At 65.4% G+C, this 24,136-nt stretch carries 19 protein-coding genes; 10 read left to right on the top strand and 9 right to left on the bottom strand.

The window, feature by feature from the left end; genetic code table 11:
* Window positions 1-70: 70 nt before the first annotated feature.
* The 4 genes from CLU88_RS17645 to CLU88_RS17630 all read right to left on the bottom strand — a co-directional run bounded on the left by CLU88_RS17645 (window position 71) and on the right by CLU88_RS17630 (window position 5,231).
* Entirely contained in the window at window positions 71-871 is an 801-nt protein-coding gene (locus tag CLU88_RS17645) for a pseudouridine synthase (RefSeq protein WP_121730564.1), read from the bottom strand.
* A 468-nt stretch (window positions 872-1,339) separates the two neighbouring features.
* Window positions 1,340-3,670: a bifunctional diguanylate cyclase/phosphodiesterase gene (locus CLU88_RS17640; RefSeq protein WP_099657704.1), complete on the bottom strand. Its 2,331-nt coding sequence runs from the start codon at window positions 3,668-3,670 to the stop codon at window positions 1,340-1,342.
* Entirely contained in the window at window positions 3,670-4,329 is a 660-nt protein-coding gene (locus tag CLU88_RS17635; protein ID WP_233205518.1) for a methylamine utilization protein, read from the bottom strand. The genes CLU88_RS17640 and CLU88_RS17635 overlap by 1 nt, the downstream gene beginning before the upstream one ends.
* Window positions 4,326-5,231 carry a DUF4394 domain-containing protein gene (locus CLU88_RS17630; protein ID WP_099657703.1) on the bottom strand — a complete coding sequence of 302 codons (906 nt, stop codon included), beginning with the start codon at window positions 5,229-5,231 and terminating at the stop codon, window positions 4,326-4,328. Before CLU88_RS17630 ends, CLU88_RS17635 begins: the two co-directional genes overlap by 4 nt.
* A 405-nt stretch (window positions 5,232-5,636) precedes the next feature.
* Here CLU88_RS17630 and CLU88_RS17625 point away from each other — a divergent pair, with 405 nt between their 5' ends.
* Complete coding sequence (locus tag CLU88_RS17625) at window positions 5,637-7,313, top strand: methyl-accepting chemotaxis protein (protein WP_099657702.1); 1,677 nt, start codon at window positions 5,637-5,639, stop codon at window positions 7,311-7,313.
* Window positions 7,314-7,361: 48 nt separating this feature from the next.
* Here CLU88_RS17625 and CLU88_RS17620 read toward each other — a convergent pair whose 3' ends face one another.
* The 3 genes from CLU88_RS17620 to CLU88_RS17610 form a co-directional block, all read right to left on the bottom strand.
* The gene (locus CLU88_RS17620; protein ID WP_099657701.1) at window positions 7,362-8,105 is read right to left on the bottom strand and encodes a Crp/Fnr family transcriptional regulator; all 744 of its coding nucleotides are present in this window, start codon (window positions 8,103-8,105) and stop codon (window positions 7,362-7,364) included.
* Between the two features lie 110 nt (window positions 8,106-8,215).
* Entirely contained in the window at window positions 8,216-9,028 is an 813-nt protein-coding gene (locus tag CLU88_RS17615) for a general secretion pathway protein GspB (RefSeq protein WP_099657700.1), read from the bottom strand.
* A gap of 5 nt (window positions 9,029-9,033) precedes the next feature.
* Window positions 9,034-10,821: an ExeA family protein gene (locus CLU88_RS17610; RefSeq protein WP_099657699.1), complete on the bottom strand. Its 1,788-nt coding sequence runs from the start codon at window positions 10,819-10,821 to the stop codon at window positions 9,034-9,036.
* A 242-nt stretch (window positions 10,822-11,063) separates the two neighbouring features.
* Between CLU88_RS17610 and CLU88_RS17605 the strand changes: the two genes are divergently transcribed.
* From CLU88_RS17605 to CLU88_RS17565, 9 genes are all read left to right on the top strand, one after another.
* Window positions 11,064-13,010, top strand: coding sequence for a long-chain fatty acid--CoA ligase (locus tag CLU88_RS17605; protein WP_099657698.1), 1,947 nt, complete (start codon window positions 11,064-11,066; stop codon window positions 13,008-13,010).
* Window positions 13,011-13,045: 35 nt separating this feature from the next.
* Entirely contained in the window at window positions 13,046-13,831 is a 786-nt protein-coding gene (locus tag CLU88_RS17600) for an ABC transporter ATP-binding protein (protein ID WP_015012351.1), read from the top strand.
* 15 nt (window positions 13,832-13,846) lie between these two features.
* The gene (locus CLU88_RS17595; RefSeq protein WP_015012350.1) at window positions 13,847-14,776 is read left to right on the top strand and encodes a branched-chain amino acid ABC transporter permease; all 930 of its coding nucleotides are present in this window, start codon (window positions 13,847-13,849) and stop codon (window positions 14,774-14,776) included.
* Window positions 14,777-14,894: 118 nt separating this feature from the next.
* On the top strand, window positions 14,895-15,971 hold the full coding sequence (locus CLU88_RS17590) for a branched-chain amino acid ABC transporter permease (protein WP_099657697.1): 1,077 nt from the start codon (window positions 14,895-14,897) through the stop codon (window positions 15,969-15,971).
* Window positions 15,972-16,023: 52 nt separating this feature from the next.
* Window positions 16,024-17,352: an ABC transporter substrate-binding protein gene (locus CLU88_RS17585; RefSeq protein ID WP_099657696.1), complete on the top strand. Its 1,329-nt coding sequence runs from the start codon at window positions 16,024-16,026 to the stop codon at window positions 17,350-17,352.
* Between the two features lie 240 nt (window positions 17,353-17,592).
* Entirely contained in the window at window positions 17,593-18,402 is an 810-nt protein-coding gene (locus CLU88_RS17580; protein WP_099658976.1) for an ABC transporter ATP-binding protein, read from the top strand.
* 227 nt (window positions 18,403-18,629) lie between these two features.
* Window positions 18,630-19,877, top strand: a complete 1,248-nt coding sequence (locus tag CLU88_RS17575; protein ID WP_099657695.1) for a phenylacetate--CoA ligase family protein — start codon at window positions 18,630-18,632, stop codon at window positions 19,875-19,877.
* A 310-nt stretch (window positions 19,878-20,187) separates the two neighbouring features.
* Window positions 20,188-21,174 carry a tripartite tricarboxylate transporter substrate-binding protein gene (locus CLU88_RS17570; protein WP_099657694.1) on the top strand — a complete coding sequence of 329 codons (987 nt, stop codon included), beginning with the start codon at window positions 20,188-20,190 and terminating at the stop codon, window positions 21,172-21,174.
* Between the two features lie 189 nt (window positions 21,175-21,363).
* The gene (locus CLU88_RS17565; protein ID WP_199173470.1) at window positions 21,364-22,479 is read left to right on the top strand and encodes a tripartite tricarboxylate transporter substrate binding protein; all 1,116 of its coding nucleotides are present in this window, start codon (window positions 21,364-21,366) and stop codon (window positions 22,477-22,479) included.
* Window positions 22,480-22,554: 75 nt separating this feature from the next.
* On the opposite strand, the gene CLU88_RS17560 is transcribed toward CLU88_RS17565, so the two are convergent.
* Both CLU88_RS17560 and CLU88_RS17555 read right to left on the bottom strand, forming a co-directional pair.
* The gene (locus CLU88_RS17560) at window positions 22,555-22,887 is read right to left on the bottom strand and encodes a DUF1840 domain-containing protein (RefSeq protein WP_099657693.1); all 333 of its coding nucleotides are present in this window, start codon (window positions 22,885-22,887) and stop codon (window positions 22,555-22,557) included.
* A 194-nt stretch (window positions 22,888-23,081) separates the two neighbouring features.
* Window positions 23,082-24,062: an EamA family transporter gene (locus CLU88_RS17555; protein ID WP_099657692.1), complete on the bottom strand. Its 981-nt coding sequence runs from the start codon at window positions 24,060-24,062 to the stop codon at window positions 23,082-23,084.
* Window positions 24,063-24,136: the final 74 nt, after the last annotated feature.

The following is a 24,136-nucleotide window of genomic DNA, read 5'->3' as shown; positions in this document are numbered from 1 at the left end:
TGAACATGCGGGTGCAGCCATGGTAGCAACGCCCCGTGGGCAGCACACCTTGCTGTCGCTAAAAATCCCATCAAAACCGCTCGTGCGGCCCCAGGTAGCGCCACTGGCCCACAGGCAGGTTGCCCAGGGTCACCCGGCCGATGCGGATGCGCTTGAGGCCCACCACCTTGAGCCCCACCAGCTCGCACATACGGCGAATCTGGCGCTTTTTGCCCTCGGTGAGCACAAACCGCAGCTGCTCGGGGTTTTGCCAATCGACCTTGGCGGGCTTGAGCGGCTCGCCGTCCAGGCTCAGGCCATGGCGCAGGCGTTCCAGCAATTCTTTGGGAAACACCGCCTGCACATTGGTGCTGACAGGGTCACGCTCGTCGATTTCCTGCAGCGGCGCAGAGCGCTCGCCGGGGTGGCGTGGCACCGCCTGGCCTGGTGCCTGGTAGACCACGCGCACCAGGTACTCCTTTTCCATCTCGGAGTCTTCGCCAATGATCTGCCGGGCCACGCGGCCGTCCTGGGTCAGCACCAAGAGGCCCACCGAGTCGATATCGAGCCGCCCGCAAGGCGCCAGGCCCCGCAACTGCGGCGGGGAGAAGCGGTTGCGGCTGGCGTCATCGCGCCAGTGGGTGCGGGGGTTGATGAGTGCCACGGCGGGCGTATGGCCGTCCTCGGCCTGGCCGCTCACATAGCCAATGGGCTTGTTCAGCAGGATGGTGACACGCTGCTCCTGGAAACCCTGGGCAATCTTGTCCACCTCGATGCGGTCTGCGGCAGTGACCTGCAATCCCATGGGCGCGACTTCGCCATTGACCTTGACCCAGCCTTGGGCAATCCAGTCATCGGCTTCGCGGCGCGAGCACAGGCCCAGCTCGGCCATGCGCTTGTTCAAGCGGGAGGTGTCGCCACCGCCCGGCGCGGATCGGGCCACAGGCCCTGCAGCGGGCCGGGGAGCAGCAGAGCGTGCTGCCGGGGGCCGCGCTGGCGCAGGCCGCCCGCCTGCATCGGCAGCCCAGGTGCGAGTCGATGTGGGGCCGATGGCACGCTCGGACCGCGCAGCAGCAGGCCGCGCGCCCGCTGCGGCTGCAGGCCTTGCGGGGGCCCTGGACGGCGTGGGGGCGGCAGGGGCTGGCTTGGCCGACAAGGTGGGGCGGCGCAGCACAGGCCGCGCAGGAGCGTCCTCGGCAGGCGCAGCCGTGGGGGCGGGACGTTGGGGTGGGCGGGAGCTGGATGAAGACATTGGGCGTATTGTCGCTGGCGAACCGGCGGGCGGGCATACGAACAGGCAAATGGGCCGACGGGCTGGTCACAGGGGGCGACCGGGGGCCAATAGCCAGCGTGTGGAAGATTACCCCTGCCGTTGCTGCCACGCCAGAAAATCTTGCGCAGGCACGGGGCGGCTGATGTGGTAGCCCTGCGCCTCATCGCAGGCCAGGGCGCGCAGGCGCTCCAGGATGGCGGCGGTCTCCACCCCTTCGGCCACCACCGTGAGGCCCAGGTTGTGTGCCAGGTCGATGGTGGAGCGCACGATCATGGCGTCGTCCTCACCCGCCTCCATGCCCATCACAAAGGATTTGTCGATTTTGAGCTCATCCACCGGCAGGCGCTTGAGGTAAGCCAGCGACGAGTAGCCGGTGCCAAAGTCGTCGATCGACAGTTTGAAGCCCTGCTCCGACAGCCGGTTGAGCATGGCCTCGGCGCGCTGGGGGTCGTCCATGATGGCGCTTTCGGTGATCTCCAGGCAAAACCCGCTGGCGGCCACCCCATGCCGCGCCAGGATGTCGCCCAGGCGCTGGCTCAACTCGGGGTCAAGCAAGTCCCGCGTGGACAGGTTGACCGACACGCGTAACGCGCCCGCCGTGGCCGGCAGCAGCGCCAGAAAGCGGGCCACCTCCTCAAACATCCACAGCGTCAGTTGGCGCACAAAGCCGGTTTGCTCGGCAAACGGAATGAACTCCATGGGCGGCACCAGCCCGCGTTGCGGGTGCTGCCAGCGCACCAGGGCCTCGGCAGCCCACCCGCTTTGGCCGTGCAGGGGCACCTTGGGTTGCAGGTACAGCCGCAGTTCGTTGTGCTCTACCGCGTGGCGCAGCTCGGTCAGCAGCGACAGGGTTTGCGCGCTGCTCGAATCAATCGATGCGTCGTAGCGCACAGCGCCGCTGAGCTTGCGCTTGGCGGCGTACATGGCAATCTCCGAGCGGCTCAGCAGCGTATCGGCGTCCTCTGCATCGGCAGGCCAGCAGGCAATGCCAATGCCAGCGCTCAGGTCCACGGTTTGCTCTTCCAGCGCCAAAGGCGCTTCAAACGACGCCAAAATTTGCTGTGCCACCGTGTGGGCCGCGGCAGCGCCCGCCCCTTGCAGCAACACGGCAAACTCGTTGCCGCCCAGGCGCGCCACCATATCGCCAGGCAAAGTCACCAGGGCCTGCAGCCGCCCCGCCACCGCCTGCAGCAACCGGTCGCCAAAGGCGTAGCCCATCACGTCGTTCACATGCTTGAAGCGGTCCAAGTCCAGGGTCAGCACGCACAGTGGCCGGACCTCGCCAGGGCTTTGCGCCATGGCCTGCACCACAACGTCCCGAAAACGCTCGCGGTTGGGCAGGCCCGTCAGGCGGTCCCAGTACGCCAGGTGTTTGATCTCGCGTTGCTGCGCACCGATGTCCAGCCGCATGCGGTCAAACGAGCGCGACAACTGGCCGATTTCATCCCGTCGCCCGGTGTGCTCCATGGGGGTGTCGTACTCGCCGCGCGACAGGCGCTGGGTGGCCCGCATCAGCGAGCGCAGCGGGCTGATCACGCGCTGCGCCATCACGCCGCTGCCCAGGGCAAACAACAACAGCCCCCCGGCGGTGATGATGGACAACAACACTTGCAGTTGGCGGTAAGGAGCGACCACCGCATCGACCGAGCGCAGCAGCACCGCATGCACCTGCCCGTTCAGGCTGGGCAGTGGACTGGAGCGCGCCAGCAACAAACCGTCGGCCGATGCCAGTTCCCCCCCGTCAGCGCCCATGGCCAGCACCGGGCCATGCAGCGGCGCGGGCAGCGTGCTGACATGCACGGCGGCAGGCCCCTGCGTGCCTTGCACCACCAGCGCCACATGCACCGACAGCAACTGGCGCATTTCATCGGCCAGGGGCTGCCCCAGGGGGAACCCCATCAGCACCCAGCCGATGACCACCGGAGCCCGCATGGGCACCATCACAAACTGGTAGGGCACGCCTTCCACCACCGCCACCTGGCTGCCCTGCGGGCTGCTGGCCAGCTGGGGCGCCAGCAGCGCCAGCGTGGGCACCAGGGCCTGCGCAGGCACCGGGGCGCTGATGGCGCGCAGCGCCATATCGGTGCCCAGCAGCGCCGTCACGGCAGCGCCAATGCGCTCGCCATGGTTCTCCAGCACCGACTGGATGGTTTCTTCTTCACCCGAATGCACGGCCGAGCGAAACCCGTAGTCCGCGGCTAACAGGGCCGAGCCCTGGCGCAAGCGCTCGGCATTCTGCTCCAGCAGGCGCCGCCACACGTTTTCGTCCACATCCAGCTGCCGCGCAATCTGGCCCCGGGCGTTGCGCTCAATGCTGGCCCGCACCACAGCAAAGCCCGCCAGCTGCACCACCAACAGCAGCAGCAAGGAGACCCCGACCAAGCGCAGGATCAGGCTACGCCAGAGGGTTTGCCACATCAGGGGGCCAACCCCGCCATCTTCACGGCCGCCTGCGCATTGCCCGTGGAAGGCACCACCAGCGCCTGCTCATGGGCCGCAGCCCCCGGCGCCAGCCTGGGGTGCCACACGCGCAGCTTGTAGTTGCCGGGCGGCACGCTTTGCAGCAGTGCCCGGCCGGGGCTGCTGGCGCTGGCTGCGCCCCCTTCGCCAGGGCCACCCTCTGGCGCCTGTGCGTAGTAGGGTGTGTCGACCACCAAAATCCACCCCACCATGCGGTCGTGGATGTTGCAGCCCAACGAGACCACGCCGGGCTGGTCAAACAACACTGGGTTGGCGGGGGTTCCGGCGTAGAGCTTGAGTTCAAACTTCTTGGCGGGCGAGAACGAATAGACGTGGTGGCGCACGCTATCGCGGTTGGGGAAGTGCACCTGCGTGCCCACGGGCACCACCAGCACCCCGGGCAAAAACTGCTTTTTTTCCTGCGCCACCTCGGCCTGGGGCAAGGGCTTGACCAGCGCCCGCGCGGCGGGCGACTCCAGAAACACCACGGCGCCTGCCACAGGCCGCCCCGCGTCGTCCACCACGTCCACCTGCACCGTCGCCGCCTGCGTGCTCCAAGCGCTGCATGCCAGCCCAGCGGCCAGCCACCCAGTCCATCGCGTTCGGCGTTGCGTCATGGCTCAATCGCCATGCCTACCAGCGGGCTGCCATCGCCCACCACGCCCAGCGGGGTGGCCTTGCCGGTGTTCAAGTCCACCAGATGCAGGCGGGTCTTGGGATCACTGGCCGTGCGCACTGCGGCCAGTGCGGTGTTGTTCACATCCGAGATGTCCAGCGAAGCGTCCGCCAGCGCGCCCAGGCCCAGCGACCCGACGGTGCGCAACTGGCCCAGGTTGGGCGACACCACCGGGGTCTCCCCCTCGCGTGAGCCTTGCATCACCAACACCCCCAAGGTGCGGTCGATGGCGTAGTTGGTGGTGATCTTGCTGTTGGTGGGGTTGTAGGTGTAGGCCGCCGCGACGATGTCGGGCGAGCGGGCGTGGTTCACATCGCTCCAGGCATAGCGCAGGTAGGGGTCGGCCTGCACGCCAGGCTGCAAGGGGTCGCCATCCACAGCCGCACCGGTGTCAGGGTGCAGGCGCAGGTTTTGCCCGAGGTTGGAGACCACGCGCAGCCGGTCCGCCGCGGGATTGAAATCCACGCCAAAGGCCGTGCCTTTGAGGGCAATGGCCGAGGGCGCCGGGCCCACAGCCGTCAACGCACCGCTGCCCAGGTCCAGCGTGTACAAACGCCCCGCCTGCGACAAGGCATACAGCACGCCCCGCGCCACACGAAAGTCGATGCCCACCAGCTTGTCGCCTGCGGGCAAGCCCAGCACCGGCTTGCGCTCCAGGATGTTGTCAGGCCGCCCTGCATTGAAGGTGATCAGCTCATGGCTGGCCGTCACGGCCACCACCTGCTCACGCAAGGCGCCCCCATCGGCCACCGTTTGGGCGCACCCCCAAGAGAGCGCAGCAGCCGCCACCAACGAAACGCGCCAAGCCAGACGCGGAGACTGGAGTGAGGAACGGGAAGGCATAGGACAAGCTCCTGCAGTTGTAACAAATAGGGGCACAGCAAGCCATTGTTGCACCGTCTTCACATACACAGAAGAGGGGAATTGAGAATATAAATTTGATAGCAACAAGTCCACTATATAAAGCGTTGCAAAGCATCTCCGTCACATCTCTGCACCACTTGAGTGCCAACGGCTGGACTTTGCACCGGATGCACCACACCTCTTCATTTGTAACAAAACCGTCATGCCACAGCGGCATGACGTCATCCAAAAGCTTCATCACGCAAATGCGTTGTTCTCTCTAAACTTTCGCCCTTCACCCCTGTTGCCGCAGCCTGCCCCCGCTCCAACCCGCACCAGCCAAGGCAGGCCCTCTTCTTGCTTCGTTTGCGCAGACCACTTCAACCAAGTGCCCCCAAGGAAACCATGATCCCCTCGCGCTTCAAATCCCTGTCCATCTCCACCCGACTGGGGCTGGGGTTCGGCTGTCTGCTGGTGCTGTTGATTGCCGTGGCGACGGTGGGCCAACTGTCGCTGAACAAGGTGCACGAGCAGATGCGCGACATCACCGGCACGGGGGCTGCGAAATCCAAGCTGGTCAACGGCATGCTCGAAAGCGTAGGGTCGCTGGGCATCCAAAGCCGCTCCAGCGCCATGCTCAACGAAATCGACCCCAAGCAAGCCCAGGTGCAAATCCAGGCGGTGCGCAAGACGCTGCAGGACTACGCCAAGCAAGAAACCCAGCTGGCCGAGCTCATCACCCCCGCGACAGCCACGGCGGCTGAGACGACCCTGCTGCAGCAAGTGCAAGAGGCCAGCAAAAAAGCGCGCCCTGAAATCGAAGGCGCCATGCAGTCGGCAGACGACGGCGACACCGTGGCCGCCAGCCTGAACCTGATGACGCGCGCGGCCCCCGCCGAAGCCCTGTGGCGCCAGCGCCTGGCCGAGCTGATTGCGTTGCAAAACAGCCTGAACGATGAAACCACGGCCTCTGCCGAAGTCACCCAAAGCCGCGCCCGCTGGAGCGGCGGGCTGCTGGTGGCCATGGCCATGGGCTTGGGCGTGCTGATTGCCTGGCGCATCACCGCCAGCATCACCCAGCCCATTGGCCGCGCCGTGGTGGTGGCCGAGCGCATTGCGCGCGGCGACCTGACCTCGCAGGTGGAGGTGCGCATCAACGACGAAACCGGGCGGCTGCTTGAAGCCATTGCGGCCATGCAAGAGCGGCTGCGCAGTCTGGTCGGCGAGATCGGGCAGACGGCCGACTCCATCCTCGTGGCCAGCTCGGAAGTGGCATCGGGCAACCAGGACCTGAGCCAGCGCACCGAGCAAACCTCGCACAACCTGCAAGGCGCATCGCACGCCCTGGCCGACCTGACGGGCACCGTGGCACAAAGTGCGGAATCGGCCCACCAGGCCAACGGACTGGCCTCCAAGGCGTCCAGCGCGGCCACGCAGGGCGGCGAGGTGGTCTCGCAAGTGGTGCGCACCATGGACGCCATCAGCGCCAGCTCGCGCAAGATTTCCGACATCACCGGGGTGATCGATTCGATTGCCTTCCAGACCAACATCCTGGCGCTGAACGCGGCCGTGGAAGCCGCCCGCGCCGGTGAGCAAGGCCGGGGCTTTGCCGTGGTGGCCAGCGAGGTGCGTGGCCTGGCAGGCCGGGCGGCCAATGCTGCGCGCGAGATCAAGACCCTCATCAACGACAGCGCCCAGCAGGTGCAAGAAGGCAGCACCCTGGTCAACCACGCGGGCGCCAGCATCGCGCAGCTGGTGCAGTCCGTCCGCCAGGTGTCGGACATCATGGCCGAGATCACGGCCGCCACCCAGGAGCAAAGCCAGCGCATCACCGACGTCAGCCATTCGGTGGGGTCGTTGGAAGAAATGACCCAGCAAAACGCGGCCCTGGTGGAAGAAGGCGCGGCAGCGGCCGAAAGCCTCAAGGACCAGGCGGGCCGCCTGACGCAGGTGGTGCACACCTTCCGCCTGACGCGGGACAACGCCAACGACCGCAACTGGGAAGTGCCTGCCACAGCAGCCCCCTCCCCCGCCCCCGCTGTTGCGCGGCCCGCGCAACGCATCGCTCTGCCTCGGGGCTGATGGCAGGGCGGCTGGTGCGGTCGCAACCGCACCAGTGCATGGGTTCTCTCAACCGGTGGCGGAATGCGCCACGACGGACCTGTGGGCAAACACGCTGGACTGCAACGCCCCCAGGTCAAGCACGCGCACGCCGCCATACTCCACCCGAATGGCGCCCTGCGCCTGCAGTGCTGTCAACGCCTCATTGACCCGCTGGCGCGACAAGCCCACCAAGTAGGCCAACTCTTGCTGGGTGATGCGCAGCACTTCGCCCACCCCGGGGTACAGCACCGGGTTGAACAACGATGCCAGGCTGCGCGCCACGCGCACGTCGGGGTTGGTCAGCCGGTCAATCTCGCGCGCTGCGATGAACTGGCCCAGCCGCTCATTGAGCTGGTGCATGACAAAGCGATTGAAGCCAATGGAATGGTCCAGCAGCCAGTGAAAGGTATCAATCGGCAGCCCCGCCACCACGCTTTTGCGCAGCGCCTGGATGTTGTAGCGGTAGGGCTCGCGCTTCATGGCGGTGCCCTCGCCAAACCAGCCGCCCGGCGGCACGCCGGTGAACGTCATCGTCTGCCCCTGGGCGTTGTCGCTGCTCATCTTGAGCAAGCCTTCCACCACCCCAAACCAGTAGGTCACCGGCCGCCCCACGCGGCACACAAAGTCCCCTGGCGCTGCATCGCCCACCAACAGCGCCGCCTCGGCGCGCTCGCGCTCGGGGGACGGGAGCCTCTGCAGCCACGGGATATTGGCCATCTCGGCCGCCGTGGGCGGGCGGCGGCGCTGGTGCAATGACAGGTCCTGGTTCATGAAGCTCACCGGGCAGGGGGAATGGGGCCGCATTGGCGCGGAACATCGCAGGCCAAATTGTCGCCCAATCCACCATTTACTGCCAATTGGCAGCGCAGGGCATGCCGCCCCTACTGCAAGCGCACTGCGTAGCGATAGCCATGAAACGACCAGACGGTGCGGTTTTGCTCGATGCGTTCGAGTTTGAGCCCTGGCGCAGCCTGGTCACCCTCCTGCAGCACCTGCCCATTGACGATGGCCATGCGGTGCGCAGGATTGCTGGAGTAGGTCGCCCCCGTCACTGTCAGCGCGGGCAACTGCTCCCGCACCGAAGGCGGCAAGTCGCTCTGCGCAAACACCGGGCCATTGGGCGGCGTGGCCCCAGGCGGGGCTGCTGCAGGCGCGGCAGCAGGTGGAGTTACCGGCGCGGGGGGTTGCGAGCGGGTGGCGGGAGCGGGCTGCGGCAAGGGAGTTTCGCGAACACGCGCCTGCGCAGGCGCGGGCGCAGCGGCAGGCTTTTCACGCACGGGCTCGGCCACGCGCTTGGGTGCCACGGGGCGTGGCTCCAGCGTGACCGGGGCGGGCGGGAGAAGTGGGCTGGGGTCGGACATAGGCACAGGCACAGGCACAGGCACAGGCGCAGGTGCCGGTGCGGGAGCCACGGGGACTGCGGGCGCAGTGGCCACGGCCACCGGGGCCACGGGGGCCGCAGGAGGAACCGCCACGGCAGGGACAGCCGCTGGCGCGCCGCGCTGCATGGCCCACCAAGTGCCCCCCGCCGCAAGGCCTGCCACGGCCACCACGGCGCCCCCCCACAGCAGCCAGTGGCCCGGGCTGGGGGAGTCAGCACGCGGGGCCGACACGGCCTGCGTATGGAGACCGGGCACAGCGCCCCGGCCTCGCTCGGCTTCTGCGCGCCGCAGTGCATCAAGGATGTAGGACATAAAAATCAGGCGCCGTTGCGCAAACGAGGTTCTTTGACGCCAGTGGCGCGGTTGAGCAGCATGAGGGTCAGAGGCCCGGCCCGGCCGTCGGGCGTCACCCCCTGGGCCAGCTGAAAGCGGTGGATGCGGGCCTGGCGCAGCGCTGGCGTCACCGGACGGGCGCTGGGACCAGCCCCGCCGGCGGCCTTGGATGCCAAGCGCGCGTCCAGCCAGGCAGTGCCAGCGGCGCCGTCCGTGATTTCCCCCTTGTCAGGCATGCCGGGCGGCGCGCGCCACAAGGTGACCATGTCCCCGCGCCACACCTGGGCCAGGTCGGCCACGGGCACATGCAGCGTGCGGCCACCACTTTGCAGTGTGGCCACATCCTCGTCCAGGCCACGCAGAACGGCAGGCACTGTCGCGTCTCCCTCACTCGATGGGGACAACATGAGCAACGTCGGCCGGTCGATCTGCCGGATCAGGTTCAGGCCCGCACGCCGATTGCGGTAGCAGCGCAACCCGTCGCGCGCCAGCGTGGCGCACGCATCTGCCCCCTCGGGCAATGCCACGCCCCAGGCCAAGGCCAGGGCCTGCCAAGCCGAAGCATCGCCAGGTGACTGCGCTTGCAGGAACTGCTGCAACCCGGAAGCAGGCCCAAGGACTGCTGTGGCCGCTGTGGCGGGCGCAGCGGACGCGGCAAGCGCCGTGGAGGGCGCGGTGGACGCAGACTGGCCTGGTGCGGACGCGGCAGCGCTTGCAGGCGCTGGGGCCTTGGTCTGCGGCAGCTTCGCCGGTGCGCTGGACGCAGTGCCCAGCGGCCCGGCAACGCCAGCCCCCACAGCCTGCGCAGCGCCTGGCGCCTTCAGCGCTGGGCGAACACCCAACGCCCAGCCAGCCGCAGCCACCATGGCCGCCCCCGCCACCAGGCCCATGCCCGCAACCGCCCACCGTGGCAGGGGCGAGCGTGCGCCGCTCGCAACCCTGGTTGGCGGCTGGGTGCCAAACACCTCGCGCGCGGCCCGCTCGATGATGGCCTTGCTGACCGCATGCTGCCCGGCCGCATAGGCACCGAGCAGGGCGCGGTCACACAGCAGGTTGATGCGCCGCGGGATGCCGCGCGACAGCACATGCACGCGCCGCAGCGCCCGGCGGCTGAACGGCACCGGGCCGCGCAGCCCGGCCACGGCCAAGCGGTGCGCAATGTACTGCTGGGTTTCCTGCGGGCTCAGTGCGTCGAGGTGAAAGCGCGCAATCACGCGCTGCGCCAATTGCTCCAGCGAAGGGCGCGCCACCATCGTGCGTAGCTCTGGCTGGCCAATCAGGATGATCTGCAGCAGCTTGCGCTCGTTGGTTTCCAGGTTGGTGAGCAGGCGCAACTGCTCCAGCACGTCGGCTTCCAGGTTCTGCGCCTCGTCAATGATGAGCACCGTGTTGCGCCCGGCCGCATGCGCCGCCAGCAGCGAGGCATTCAGGGGGTCGATGTAGTCCTTGACGGTTTCCACCCCCGGCACATTGGGCTTGTGGGGCACGCCAAACTCGTCGCAGATGGAGCGCAGCAGTTCCCCCACGGTGAGCTTGGGGTTGAAGATGTAGGCCACATTGCAGTGCTCCGGGATTTGCTCCAGAAAGCAGCGGCACACCGTGGTCTTGCCTGCGCCCACCTCGCCTGTCAGCAACACGAAGCCGCCGCCTGCATCCAGCCCATAGAGCAGGTGGGCCAGGGCCTCTCTGTGCCGCTCGCTCATGAAAAGATAGCGCGGGTCAGGGGCAATCGAAAACGGCGGGTGCTGGAGACCGAAGAACGGGGCGTACATGCTGGCAAGGATAACGCCCCCATCCACCGCGCACGGCCCAGCCCGAAGTCATCAGACTTTCACGAGGCTTTCACAGGGGAGGAGGGTTTCACCCGAGGAGTAGTTTCCCGTAAATTGTCGTCGGCAAGACAAGATAACGTCAAAGTCGGTCCTAGCATCCCCTCCATAGGCAAAAGCGCGGCCCTTGGGCGGCGCCTCAGAATGTCCCCAGGCTGACAGCCCTCACCTTCTAGGAACCTGCAATGTTGACCACGTTCCCGCAACTGCTGCTCAAGCACGCCGCCGAGCGCCCCACAGCACCGGCGCTGCGTGAAAAGGAATACGGCATCTGGCAGACCCACAGCTGGGCAGACCTGGCCCGGCTGGTGGAGACTGTGGCTGCGGGGCTGCGCCAAGCCGGGTTGCAACGCCACGAGCACATGGTGGTGATTGGCGCCAACCGCCCCCGCCTGTACGCCACCATGCTGGCCGCCCAGTCGCTGGGCGCCATCCCTGTTCCGCTGTACCAGGACGCCGTGGCGGCCGAATGCATCTACCCACTCAACAACGCCGAGGTGCGGTTTTGCCTGGTGGAAGACCAGGAGCAGGTCGACAAGATGCTGGAGATCCGCGAGCAATGCCCGCAGATCGCCCGCATCTTCTATGACGACCCACGGGGCCTTCGCAACTACAACGAGCAAGGCCTGGAGTCGCTGGATGCGCTGATCGAATCGGGCACCGCCTTTGTGGCGCAAAACCCAGGCTGGTTCCAGGCCGAAGTGGCCCAGGCCCGCCCCGACGATGTGGCTGCCATGTTCTTCACCTCAGGCACCACCGGCAACCCCAAGGGCGTGGTGCACACCCACAGCACGCTGCTGGACCGCGCCAGCGCGGGCGCCGAGTTCGACAAGCTCACCAGCAGCGAAGAGGTGCTGGCCTACCTGCCGCCCGCCTGGATCGGACAGAACATCTTCAGCTATGCCCAGTGGCTGGCCTGCGGCTATGTAGTCAACTGCCCCGAGTCGGCCAGCACGGTGACCATCGATTTGAAGGAAGTCGGCCCCACCTACTACTTTGCGCCCCCCCGCATTTTTGAAGGCCTCCTCACCAGCGTGATGATTCGCATGGAAGACGCAGGCACCCTCAAGCGCAAGATGTTCGAGGCCTGCATGGCTGTGGCCAAACGCGTGGGCCCGGCCCTGATGGACGGCGAGGCCGTGGGCACACTGGACCGCATCAAATACGCGCTGGGCAACCTGCTGGTGTACGGCCCGCTGCGCAACAACCTGGGCTTCAGCCGCGTGCGCGTGGCCTACACGGCAGGCGAGGCCATTGGCCCCGACCTGTTCACCTTCTACCGCTCCATCGGCATCAACTTGAAGCAGCTGTACGGCTCCACCGAGACCGCCGTGTTTGTCTGCCTGCAGCCCGACAACCAGGCGCGCGCCGACACGGTGGGCGTGCCCATTCGCGGGGTGCAGATCAAGGTGGCCGACAACGGCGAGATCCTGGTCAAGTCGGCCGGGTTGCTCAAGGAGTACTACAAGAACCCCGCCGCCACGGCCGAGGTGCTTACGGCCGACGGCTGGTACCACACCAGCGACGCGGGCTTTCTGGATGCGCATGGCCACCTCAAGATCATCGACCGCGTCAAGGACGTAGGCCGCATCATGGGCGGCGCCAACGACGGCGCCATGTTTGCGCCCAAGTACGTGGAAAACAAGCTCAAGTTCTTCCCGCACATCAAGGAGGTGGTGGCCCTGGGCGACAAGCGCGAGAAGGTGTGCGTGATGGTCAACATCGACTTCGACGCCGTGGGCAACTGGGCCGAGCGCCGCAACCTGCCCTACGCCGGCTACACCGACCTGGCGCAAAAGCCCGAGGTGTACGAACTGATCCGCGAATGCATCGAGAAGGTGAACGCCGACCTGGCGGGCGACAGCATGCTGGCTGGCAGCCAGGTGAGCCGCTTCCTGGTGCTGCACAAGGAGCTGGACGCCGACGACGGCGAGCTCACCCGCACCAACAAGGTCCGCCGGGGCTTCATCGCCGAGAAGTACGGCGTGCTCGTCGATGCGCTGTACGCAGGCCGCACCGAGCAGTACATCGAGACCCAGGTCAAGTTCGAGGACGGCCGCACCGGCAGCGTGAGCGCCACGCTCAAGATCTCGGACGCAAAGACCTTCACCCCCGTCAAGACCGCCGCATGAAACCCGCGCTCTACCCGCTGGAGAAGCCCCCCACCATGACCACCAAAAAGATCGGCGACGTCATCCTCGACGTCAAGAACATCAGCCTCCGGTTTGGCGGGGTGAAGGCACTCACCGACATCTCTTTCAATGTGAAAGAGCACGAGATCCGCGCCATCATCGGCCCCAACGGCGCGGGCAAAAGCTCCATGCTCAACTGCATCAACGGCGTGTACACACCGTCCGAAGGCTCCATCACCTTCCGGGGCAAGACCTTTGACCACATGAACTCCCGCCAAGTGGCAGAGATGGGCGTGGCGCGCACGTTCCAGAACCTGGCGCTGTTCAAGGGCATGAGCGTGATCGACAACATCATGACCGGCCGCAACCTCAAGATCAAAAGCAACCTGCTGATGCAGGCGCTGCGCATCGGCCCGGCCGAGCGCGAGGAAATCCGCCACCGCGAATACGTCGAACACATCATCGACTTCCTCGAAATCCAGGCCTATCGCAAGACCCCCGTGGGCCAGCTGCCCTACGGCCTGCAAAAGCGCGTGGACCTGGGCCGGGCCCTGGCCATGGAGCCGCAGGTGCTGCTGCTCGATGAACCCATGGCCGGCATGAACGTGGAAGAGAAGCAGGACATGTGCCGCTTCATCCTGGACGTGAACGACGAGTTCGGCACCACCATCGTGCTCATCGAGCACGACATGGGCGTGGTGATGGACATCAGCGACCGCGTGGTGGTGCTGGACTACGGCAAGAAGATCGGCGACGGCACGCCCGACGAAGTGCGCAGCAACGAAGACGTGATCAGTGCCTACCTCGGCACCTCGCACTGATCAGGAGAACAACTCATGGCATTCTTTCTCGAAACACTGATCGGCGGCCTCATGGCCGGCATGCTGTATTCGCTGGTGGCGCTGGGCTTTGTGCTGATCTACAAGGCCTCGGGCGTGTTCAACTTTGCGCAGGGCGCCATGGTGCTGTTCGCAGCCCTGGCGATGGCCCGCTTTGCCGAGTGGATTCCGCAGTGGACCGGCATCACGAACCCCATCGTGGCCAACCTGGCGGCCTTTGTGATTGCCGGCGCCATCATGTTCGTCGTGGCCTGGCTGATTGAAAAGCTGGTGCTGCGCCATCTGGTGAACCAGGAGGGCGCCACGCTGCTCATGGCCACGCTGGGCATCACCTACTTCATGGAAGGCCTGGGCCAGACGCTGTTCGGCAGCAACATCTACAAGATCGACGTGGGCATGCCCAAGGACCCGATCTTTGCGCTGGAGTCCATGTTCCAGGGCGGCATCCTGATCAACAAGGAAGACGTGATTGCCGCCGCCATCGCCGCCGCGCTGGTGGCCCTGCTGTCGGTGTTTTTCCAGAAGACCTCCACCGGCCGCGCCCTGCGCGCTGTGGCCGACGACCACCAGGCGGCCCAGTCCATCGGCATCCCGCTCAACCGCATCTGGGTGATCGTGTGGTGCGTGGCGGGCGTCGTCGCCCTGGTGGCCGGGATGATCTGGGGCAGCAAGCTGGGTGTGCAGTTCTCGCTGACCACGGTGGCGCTGCGTGCGCTGCCCGTGGTGATCCTGGGCGGCCTCACCTCGGTGCCCGGCGCCATCATCGGCGGTCTGATCATCGGCGTGGGCGAGAAGCTGTCGGAGGTGTACCTGGGCCCGTATGTGGGCGGTGGCATCGAGATCTGGTTTGCGTATGTGCTGGCGCTGGTGTTCCTGCTATTCAGGCCGCAGGGGTTGTTTGGCGAAAAAATCATTGATCGCGTGTGAAACACGTGATCCGCCCGGAGGGTGCTTCGCGCAGCGAAGAATGATTTTTCGGCGGAGGGCACGCAGTGCCAGTAGCCAAAAGATCACCACCCCGAAGGTTCACAAGGAGAAATAAAACATGCTCTACCGCGAAAACGGCCAGTTCAAGACCAGCTACCGCGCCGACCAGCAGATCTTCCCGATCGCACAGGACCGCATTGCCATCGGCATCATCCTGGCCATCGCCTTCATCGCCGTGCCCATGCTGGCCAGCGACTACATCTTCCGCGCCATCCTGATCCCCTTCGTCATCATGGCGCTGGCGGCCCTGGGGGTGAACATCCTCGTGGGCTACTGCGGCCAGATCTCGCTGGGTTCGGGCGCCTTCATGGCCGTAGGGGCCTATGGAGCCTACAACTTCTTCGTGCGCTTTCCGGGCATGCCGCTGATTCCGGCGCTCATCCTGGGCGGGTTGTGCGCCACGTTCTTCGGCATCCTGTTCGGGCTGCCCAGCCTGCGCGTCAAGGGCCTGTACCTGGCGGTGGCGACGCTGGCCGCTCAGTTCTTCAGCGACTGGATGTTCCTGCGCATCAAGTGGTTCACCAACAACTCCGACTCGGGCTCGGTGTCGGTCACCAACCTGCAGGTGCTTGGCATGCCCATCGAAAGCGCCACCAGCAAATACCTCTTCTGCCTGGCCATTCTGGTGGTGGTGGCCCTGCTGGCCAAGAACCTGGTGCGCGGCGCGATTGGCCGCGAGTGGATGGCGATTCGCGACATGGACGTGGCCGCTGCGGTGATCGGCATCCGCCCCATGTACGCCAAGCTCAGCGCGTTTGCCGTGAGCTCCTTCATCGTGGGCATGGCCGGTGCACTGTGGGCCTTTGTGCACCTGGGCGCTTGGGAGCCTGCGGCCTTCTCGGTCGAAATCTCGTTCCGCCTCTTGTTCATGGTGATCATCGGCGGACTGGGCTCGGTGATGGGCGCGTTCTTTGGCGCCGCCTTCATCGTGGTGCTGCCCATCGTGCTCAACCAGTTCCTGCCCGCGCTCGTGGGTCTGTTCGGTATCGAGATTTCCACGGCAGGCGTCTCGCACGCCGAGCTGATGATTTTTGGCGCACTGATCGTGTGGTTCCTGATCGTGGAGCCGCATGGCCTGGCCAAGCTGTGGTCCACCGCCAAGCAAAAACTCCGCCTCTGGCCCTTCCCGCATTGATCCCCTGCCAGTTTTCCCCGTGCTTCAACACATTCATCCAAAGGAGACATCCATGAAGCTTTCCAAAATCGTGATTGCCGCAGCGGTGGTTGCCGCTGGAGCGTCCTCGCTGGCGACCAGCGCGATGGCGCAAGCGAAGGAGCAGTTCTTCCCGCTGCTGTCGTACCGCACGGGGCCGTACGCACCCAACGGTGTGCCATGGGCCAATGGCAAGCAGGACTACATCAAGATGATCAACGCCCGCGATGGCGGCATCAACGGTGTGAAGCTCACTTTTGAAGAATGCGAAACCGGCTACGCCACCGACCGGGGCGTGGAGTGCTACGAGCGCCTCAAGGGCAAGCCCGGCGTGTCGCTGTTTGACCCCCAGGCCACCGGCATCACGTTTGCGCTGACCGAGAAGGCGCCCGTGGACAAGATCCCGCTGATGACGCTGGGCTATGGCCTGTCGGTGGCGCAGGACGGGCAGGCGTTCAAGTGGAACTTCCCCTTCATGGGCAGCTACTGGACGGGCGCGGACATCCTGATCCAGCACCTGGGCAAGGCCAATGGCGGGCTGGACAAGCTCAAGGGCAAGAAGATTGCCTTGGTCTACCACGACAGCCCGTTTGGCAAAGAGCCCATCCCGGTGCTGCAAGAGCGCGCCAAGATGCACGGCTTTGAGCTGCAGATGCTGCCCGTGACGGCCCCCGGTGTGGAGCAAAAAGCCACCTGGCTGCAGGTGCGCCAAAGCCGCCCCGACTACGTGCTGCTGTGGGGCTGGGGCGTGATGAACTCCACCGCCCTGAAGGAAGCCCAGGCCACGGGCTACCCCCGCGACAAGATGTATGGCGTGTGGTGGGCTGGTGCCGAGCCCGATGTGCGCGACGTGGGCGAAGGCGCCAAGGGCTACAACGCGCTGGCGCTGAACGGCTACGGCCAGCAAAGCAAGGTGATCCAGGACATCCTGAAGCACGTGCACGACAAGGGCCAGGGCACAGGGCCCAAGGACGAAGTGGGATCGGTGCTGTACACGCGCGGCGTGATCATCCAGATGCTGGCAGTGGAGTCGGTGCGCCGCGCGCAAGAGCGCTTTGGCAAGGGCAAGGTCATGACCGGAGAGCAAGTGCGCTGGGGCATGGAAAACCTGGCGCTGGACCAGAAGAAGCTGGATGCCCTGGGCTTCAACGATGTGATGCGCCCCCTGTCCACCAGCTGCGCCGACCACATGGGATCGACCTGGTCGCGCGTGCACACCTGGGACGGCAAGAAGTGGAACTTCTCGTCCGACTGGTACCAGGCTGACGAGCAGATCCTCAAGCCCATGGTGAAGGCCGGTGCGGACAAGTACCTGGGCGACAAGAAGATGACGCGGCGGGACCCTGCTGATTGCAGTAGCTAAGTGCATCCCCCTGAGCGGCTTTGCCGCTTCCCCCTTCTCTCGAATCGCTGCGCGATTCGGGAAGGGGGACACCACCAGTGCGGCGGGGCGGCGCGGCCGGCGTAGGCCCTTGCACGGTGGTCCTGGCCTGGGGCTGCGACCGTTTCAAAGGCCAGTGACGTAGCGGCTGCATTCGTTTGCAGCCGCCAATCGAAAGGGTTGCACCGCAGCCCTTTCGATTGGCACAGCGAAGGCAACACCATGGACTCTAAAAACATTGTTCTCAACGTCAACGGCATCGAGGTCATTTACAACCATGTGATCCTGGTGCTCAAGGGCGTCTCGTTGCAGGTGCAGGAGGGCTCGATCGTGGCCATCTTGGGGGGCAACGGGGCGGGCAAGACGACCACGCTGCGGGCTATCTCCAACCTGCTCAAGGGTGAGCGCGGCGAGGTGACCAAGGGCAGCATTGAGCTGCGCGGCGAGCGCATTGAAAACCTGTCGCCTGCCGACCTCGTCAAGCGCGGCGTGGTGCAGGTGATGGAGGGGCGGCATTGCTTTGCCCACCTGACGATCGAAGAGAACCTGATGACGGGCAGCTACACCCGCACCAGCAAGGGCGAGATCGATGCCAATCTGGAGAAGGTCTACAACTACTTTCCGCGCCTCAAAACACGCCGCACCTCGCAGGCGGCCTACACCTCGGGGGGTGAGCAGCAGATGTGCGCCATTGGCCGCGCGCTGATGGCCAACCCCAGCATGGTGCTGCTGGACGAGCCCTCCATGGGCCTGGCGCCGCAGATCGTGGAAGAGGTGTTCAACATCGTCAAAGACCTGAACACCAAGGAAAAGGTCACCTTCTTGCTGGCCGAGCAGAACACCAACATGGCGCTGAAGTACGCGGACTACGGCTACATCATGGAAAGCGGCCGCGTGGTGATGGACGGCGCCGCCAGCGACCTGGCCAGCAACGAGGACGTCAAAGAGTTCTACCTGGGCGTGGGTGGCGGCGAGCGCAAGAGTTTCAAGGATGTCAAAAGCTACAAGCGGCGCAAGCGCTGGTTGGCTTGACGAGCCCCCTGCGGCGCTGCGCGCCTTCCCCCTCAGGGGGACGCACCCGGTGGCCTGGCAAAGCCAGTTCCACGGGTGCGCTGGCGGTGGCCGCGCCAGGGTTCAAGGCAGCGCCCTTTGTTGATTTCTGTTCAAAACGTTTTTGCTCCTCATTTGATAGCTGCTTGCGCTTGATAGATAAGCGCTAGAGGCCTTTTTGATTCAAACCTACCCAAAGGAACCCTGGCATGAGCACGTTTTATGACGCCTTGGAAACCCGCAGCCCTGCGGAGCGTGAAGCGGCGCTGATGGCAGCGCTGCCTCGGCAGGTGGCGCATGCGCAGCAGGCATCGCCTGCGTTTGCCAGCATTCTGGCGGGGGTGGATGCGGCCTCGGTCACCAGCCGCGCGGCGCTGGCGCAGTTGCCTGTCACGCGCAAGTACGAGCTGCTGGAGCGCCAGCAGGCGGGCCGGGCCAGCAACGTGTTTGGCGGCTTCAGTGCGCTGGGTTTTGGGCCGGGCATGACGCGCGTGTTTGCCAGCCCCGGCACCATCTACGAGCCCGAGGGCACGCGGGCCGATTACTGGCGCATGGCGCGGGCCATTCATGCGGCGGGGTTTCGTGCGGGCGAGTTGATTCACAACAGCTTCAGCTACCACTTCGTGCCCGCAGGCTCGATGATGGAAACCGGCGCGCACGCGCTGGGCTGCACCGTGTTTCCGGGTGGTACGGGCCAGACCGAGCAGCAGGTGCAGGCCATGGCCGAGCTGCAGCCGGCGGGCTACATCGGCACGCCCAGCTTTCTGAAAATCATTGTCGAAAAAGCTGCCGAGATGGGCGTGGCGCTGCCCACGGTGACCAAGGCGCTGGTGTCGGGCGAGGCCTTTCCGCCCTCGCTGCGCGACTGGTTTGCTGAGCACGGCATTGCGGGCTACCAGTGCTACGCCACGGCCGACCTGGGCTTGATTGCCTACGAGACCAGTGCGCGCGAAGGCCTGGTGCTGGACGAGGGCGTGATCGTCGAAATCGTGCGCCCTGGCACCGGCGACCCCGTGCCCGAGGGCGAGGTGGGCGAGCTGGTCATCACCACGCTCAACCCCGACTACCCGCTGATCCGCTTTGGCACCGGCGACCTGTCGGCCGTGCTGCCCGGCACCTGCCCCACAGGCCGCACCGGCACGCGCATCAAGGGCTGGATGGGCCGGGCCGACCAGACCACCAAGGTGCGCGGCATGTTTGTGCACCCGGGGCAGGTGGCGCAGATCGCCAAGCGTTTTCCGCAAGTGTTGCGAGCGCGCCTCGTGGTCAGTGGCGAGATGGCCAACGACCAGATGGTGCTGCAGGTCGAGACCACCGAAACCGCCGAGGGCCTGGCCCACCAGCTCTCGGATGCCATCCGCGAGGTGACCAAGCTGCGTGGCGAGGTGCAGATGGTGCCGCCTGGCACGCTGCCCAACGACGGCCGGGTGATCGAAGATGCGCGCAGCTACCGCTGACAGCGCGGCAAACGGGATCTAGCGATACCACCCAGAGGGCCTGCGCGCCCCCTTGCGCGGGCCGTGCGGGTGCTGTTGATTTGTCACAAAAACAAGGCAATCTGCACCCCTAACAGACGAGCTTTGCACGACCCTCGGTGTCAGGGTTAACCCTTGCATTTGCTATCAAATAGATAGCTTTCGGCGCTCTATATATCAGACCTGCAGCTTGTTTTGATTTAAAACACCACAGCGCACAGGCTACGGACAACCCGTATTACCCTGCGAAAACGCCATCGCTATCATGGCCCCGTCAATCAAAGGAGCATCCATGAAAAATCTGCTGAAACTCTCGCTGGCCGCCGCCGCAGTGGTCACCGCCTTCGGCGTACAAGCGCAAGAGTTCCCGTCCAAAGACAAGACGATCACGCTGGTGGTTCCTTACGCAGCGGGCGGCCCCACCGACCGCGTGGCCCGCGACCTGGCCGAAGCCCTGCGCAAGCCCCTGGGTGTGAGCGTGGTGGTGGACAACACGGCCGGTGCTGGCAGCACCATCGGTACCGCCAAGGCGGCCCGTGCCACCCCCGATGGCTACACACTGCTGCTCAACCACATCAGCATGTCCACCATGCCCACGATGTACCGCAAGCTGTCGTTCAACGTGGCCAACGATTTTGAGTACCTGGGCATCGTCAACGACGTGCCCATGACGCTGATCGCCAAGCCCAGCATGGCCGCCAACAACTACAAGGAGCTGTCGGCCTGGATCAACCAGAACAAGGGCAAGATCAACCTGGGTAATGCGGGCCAGGGCTCGGCATCGCACCTGTGCGGCCTGATGTTCCAAAGCGCGCTGCAGGTGGACATGACCCCTGTGCCCTACAAGGGCACCGCCCCCGCCATCACCGACCTGATCGGCGGCCAGATCGACCTGCTGTGCGACCAGACCACCAACACCACGTCGCAGATCGAAGGCAAGAAGGTCAAGGCCTACGCTGTGACCACCACCAAGCGCCTCACCACGCCAGCCCTCAAAGACCTGCCCACACTGGCTGAGTCGGGTGTGAAGGACTTCAACGTGACGATCTGGCACGGCGTGTACGCGCCCAAGGGCACCCCTGCCGACGTGCTCAAGAAGCTCAACGAAGCCATCAAGGTGGCCCTGAAGGACCCTGAGTTCATCAAGAAGCAAGAAGGCCTGGGCGCCGTGGTGGCCACCGACAAGCGCATCGAGCCCGCCGAGCACAAGAAGTTTGTGCAGTCCGAGATCGACAAGTGGGGCGCCGTCATCAAGGCCGCTGGCACTTACGCCGACTGATCCCTGCCGCTGGCGGCAACGCCAGTGCAGCACAAGCCACCGCGCCTTCCGGGCCCGGTGGCTTTTTTTATCGCTGCGGTCCCACTGTTCGGGTAATCCCATCTGCCCTTTGCGCACGCACCCGCGTAGAACACCAGCATGCAGGTCACGGCACCTGCAATGTCTATCGATTCGAAAAGGAATGGCCCCATGACATCGCTGCACCGCGTCCACCCCCCCGCCCGCTCCAGTGCACAAATCCAGGCCCGCAGCCAGGCACGCAGCCGCCGCAAGGCCGTGGCCCTCGCACTCACCCTGACGGCCATGGGCGCCTTGGCGCTGACCGCTGCGTCCTCTTTGCTGGCACCAGGCAAGGCACACGCGCAGACGGCACCCGCAACCGCTGGCTGGCCGACCAAGCCCGTGCGCATCATCGTGCCCTTTGCCCCCGGTGGCACCACCGACATCCTGGCGCGCGCCATGGCGCCCGAGCTGGGTCGCGCCTTCGGGCAGCCCTTCATTGTGGAAAACCGTGCTGGTGCGGGCGGCAACGTGGGCGCCGAGGCCGTGGCCAAGTCTGCCAACGACGGCTACACCCTGCTCATGGGCACGGTGGGCACGCACGGCATCAACCGCGCGCTGTACGCCAAGCTGCCCTACGACCCCATCAAGGACTTTGTGCCCATCACCCTGGTGGCCGCCGTGCCCAACGTGATGGTGATGAACCCCGACAAGGCCAAAGCCCTGGGCGTCGCCAACGTGCAGGATTTCATCAAGGCCGCCAAGGCCAACCCGGGCAAACTGAACATGGCGTCCAGCGGCAACGGCACCTCCATCCACCTGGCGGGCGAGCTGTTCAAAAGCATGACGGGCACCTACATGCTGCACCTGCCCTACCGGGGCTCGGGCCCCGCGCTGATGGACATGGTGGCGGGCAACGCCGATGTGATGTTTGACAACCTGCCTTCGTCCATGGCGCAGATCAAAGCCGGCAAGCTGGTGGCCCTGGCTGTGACCAGCAGCCAGCGCTCTGCCGCGCTGCCCGACGTGCCCACGGTGGAGCAGGCTGGCGGCCCGGCCCTCAAGGGCTACGAGGCCAGCTCCTGGTTCGGCCTGCTGGCCCCGGCAGGCACCGCCCCGGACATCGTCAACCGTATCCAGCAAGAGGTCGCCAAGTCACTGGCCAGCCCGGCGGTGAAAGAGCGGCTCACCGCCCAAGGCGCCATCCCGGGCGGCAACACCCCGGCCGAGTTTGCACGCCACATTGAGCAAGAACACCAGAAATGGGCGGGGGTGGTGAAGGTGTCAGGGGCCAAGGTGGATTGAGAGCGCACGGTCACACATGGCAGTGGCCATACAGCGCGCCCCTGCAGTGCGTCCTACCGCGGCGCCTGGCTTGCGCTACACACCCCAGACCACATCGCAGTCTTCTTGCAGGCTGCGGCGCAAAAGATCGATGAAGGGCGCCGCCCGTTGACGCAAGCGCACCGTGTCGCGGGGCTCGTCTTCCGGCGCGTTCGGGTCCGCCTCTACAGCCTGTTGCGCAGCCTCGCGCAGGCGGGCTTCGTCAGCGGCCACAGCGGCCTCCAGGGCGGCCAGCGCGGCAGGGATTTGCGCGGCAGTCACGATGCCGGTGGACGCTGGCGCTTTGCCAATGATTTGCAGAATCTGCCGCCCCTGGGGTTCCAGCAAGATCAGGTCGGCGGCAGCGCGGGATTTGAATTTGTAGAGCATGGCAAAGCACTCCAGGGCTAAGGTTGGGCGGCAGGGCAATCAAAGCCCAAGCCTAACCGCCTTCTTGCCAGTGCATGTCAGCGCATGCCGACAGATGCCAGGCAGGCCGGTGAATGGATTGCCTGCATCAATTTGAACAAAAAAGGCTGCCAGCGCTTATTCTCAAAGCGCTAGCAGCTATGCTTTCAATAGCACTACATCTGCCGCTGACGACTGCCAGGGGCCCAGGCAGCGCGCAACCGGGGCGCCACATTGCGCTGCCACAGGCCCAGCACCAGGGGCCCATACAAAATGCACACCAGCGCCCCGGCAATCAGCGGTAGCGCGGCAAACACCCAGCCGGTGAGCAGCTCGCCCCCCAGCGCCACACCCACCAACAGGGCCACCGCAGGGTTCACGAATGAGTAGCTGCCCGCCAGCGCAGCCGAGGCGTTTTGCAGCAGCCACAGGTAGGCGTTCAGCGCAATCAGCGTGCCAAACACCAGCAAATACACCCAAGCGGCCCACGACTTGGCTGTGACGTCAGCCAACCGGCCCACAGGCTCCACCCAGGCAGCCACCACCAGGCTGAGGGCACCACCCACAAGCCACTGTGCGGCAGAGGCCATGGCGGGCGCCGGCAGCGTGAGCTTGCGCGACGCGTACGAGCCCACGCTCCAGCACAGCGGGGCACCAAACGCCAGCAAGGCGCCCTGCCAGGTGGCCGAGAAGTCGCCCTCCAGCGCCAGCAGCAGCGCGCCCACCACGCCGAGCGCCAGCCCCACCCAACTGGTCAACGGCACGCGCTCGCCGCCCCAGCGCGTCCACAGCGCCAGCCACATGGGCATGGTGGTGACCACCGTGGCCATCAGGCCCGAGCCAATGCCCAGCTTTTGCGCAAAACCAATGCAGTTCATCGCAAAAAACACCATGAGCGCGCCCACCAGCGCGGCATTGCGCCACTGCACGGCCGTGGGCAGGGCATGCCCCTGCCACAACGCCACCAGCAACATCACACCACCCGCGCACAAAAAGCGGATGGCGTTCATCCACAGGGGCGGCATGCTTTGCAGCGCAATGCCAATGGCGAAATACGTGGTGCCCCACACCACATACACCAGCAACAAGGCCAGCACCAGCGCCCCAGAGCGCCCCAGCCCCCACTTGGGCGCTTGCACATTGAAAAATGTCGGCATATTCTTCACCTGACCGAATAATTTATGGAAAACCAGCGGTTTCAGGAATTTTTACCGAATCACAGCCCTTATGC

This window comes from Acidovorax sp. 56, from assembly GCF_002749705.1.
Lineage (GTDB): Bacteria > Pseudomonadota > Gammaproteobacteria > Burkholderiales > Burkholderiaceae_C > Acidovorax.
Note: the sequence above shows the minus strand (reverse complement) of the source record. Positions and strands in the feature narration are given on the sequence as shown.

Excerpts from the sequence above, each read along its gene's own strand:
- CLU88_RS17645 (WP_121730564.1), bottom strand. The coding sequence starts at position 871 with ATGGCCGAGCTGGGCCTGTGCTCGCGCCGCGAAGCCGATGACTGGATT.
- CLU88_RS17640 (WP_099657704.1), bottom strand. The coding sequence starts at position 3,670 with ATGTGGCAAACCCTCTGGCGTAGCCTGATCCTGCGCTTGGTCGGGGTC.
- CLU88_RS17635 (WP_233205518.1), bottom strand. The coding sequence starts at position 4,329 with ATGACGCAACGCCGAACGCGATGGACTGGGTGGCTGGCCGCTGGGCTG.
- CLU88_RS17630 (WP_099657703.1), bottom strand. The coding sequence starts at position 5,231 with ATGCCTTCCCGTTCCTCACTCCAGTCTCCGCGTCTGGCTTGGCGCGTT.
- CLU88_RS17625 (WP_099657702.1), top strand. The coding sequence starts at position 5,637 with ATGATCCCCTCGCGCTTCAAATCCCTGTCCATCTCCACCCGACTGGGG.
- CLU88_RS17620 (WP_099657701.1), bottom strand. The coding sequence starts at position 8,105 with ATGAACCAGGACCTGTCATTGCACCAGCGCCGCCGCCCGCCCACGGCG.
- CLU88_RS17615 (WP_099657700.1), bottom strand. The coding sequence starts at position 9,028 with ATGTCCTACATCCTTGATGCACTGCGGCGCGCAGAAGCCGAGCGAGGC.
- CLU88_RS17610 (WP_099657699.1), bottom strand. The coding sequence starts at position 10,821 with ATGTACGCCCCGTTCTTCGGTCTCCAGCACCCGCCGTTTTCGATTGCC.
- CLU88_RS17605 (WP_099657698.1), top strand. The coding sequence starts at position 11,064 with ATGTTGACCACGTTCCCGCAACTGCTGCTCAAGCACGCCGCCGAGCGC.
- CLU88_RS17600 (WP_015012351.1), top strand. The coding sequence starts at position 13,046 with ATGACCACCAAAAAGATCGGCGACGTCATCCTCGACGTCAAGAACATC.
- CLU88_RS17595 (WP_015012350.1), top strand. The coding sequence starts at position 13,847 with ATGGCATTCTTTCTCGAAACACTGATCGGCGGCCTCATGGCCGGCATG.
- CLU88_RS17590 (WP_099657697.1), top strand. The coding sequence starts at position 14,895 with ATGCTCTACCGCGAAAACGGCCAGTTCAAGACCAGCTACCGCGCCGAC.
- CLU88_RS17585 (WP_099657696.1), top strand. The coding sequence starts at position 16,024 with ATGAAGCTTTCCAAAATCGTGATTGCCGCAGCGGTGGTTGCCGCTGGA.
- CLU88_RS17580 (WP_099658976.1), top strand. The coding sequence starts at position 17,593 with ATGGACTCTAAAAACATTGTTCTCAACGTCAACGGCATCGAGGTCATT.
- CLU88_RS17575 (WP_099657695.1), top strand. The coding sequence starts at position 18,630 with ATGAGCACGTTTTATGACGCCTTGGAAACCCGCAGCCCTGCGGAGCGT.
- CLU88_RS17570 (WP_099657694.1), top strand. The coding sequence starts at position 20,188 with ATGAAAAATCTGCTGAAACTCTCGCTGGCCGCCGCCGCAGTGGTCACC.
- CLU88_RS17565 (WP_199173470.1), top strand. The coding sequence starts at position 21,364 with ATGACATCGCTGCACCGCGTCCACCCCCCCGCCCGCTCCAGTGCACAA.
- CLU88_RS17560 (WP_099657693.1), bottom strand. The coding sequence starts at position 22,887 with ATGCTCTACAAATTCAAATCCCGCGCTGCCGCCGACCTGATCTTGCTG.
- CLU88_RS17555 (WP_099657692.1), bottom strand. The coding sequence starts at position 24,062 with ATGCCGACATTTTTCAATGTGCAAGCGCCCAAGTGGGGGCTGGGGCGC.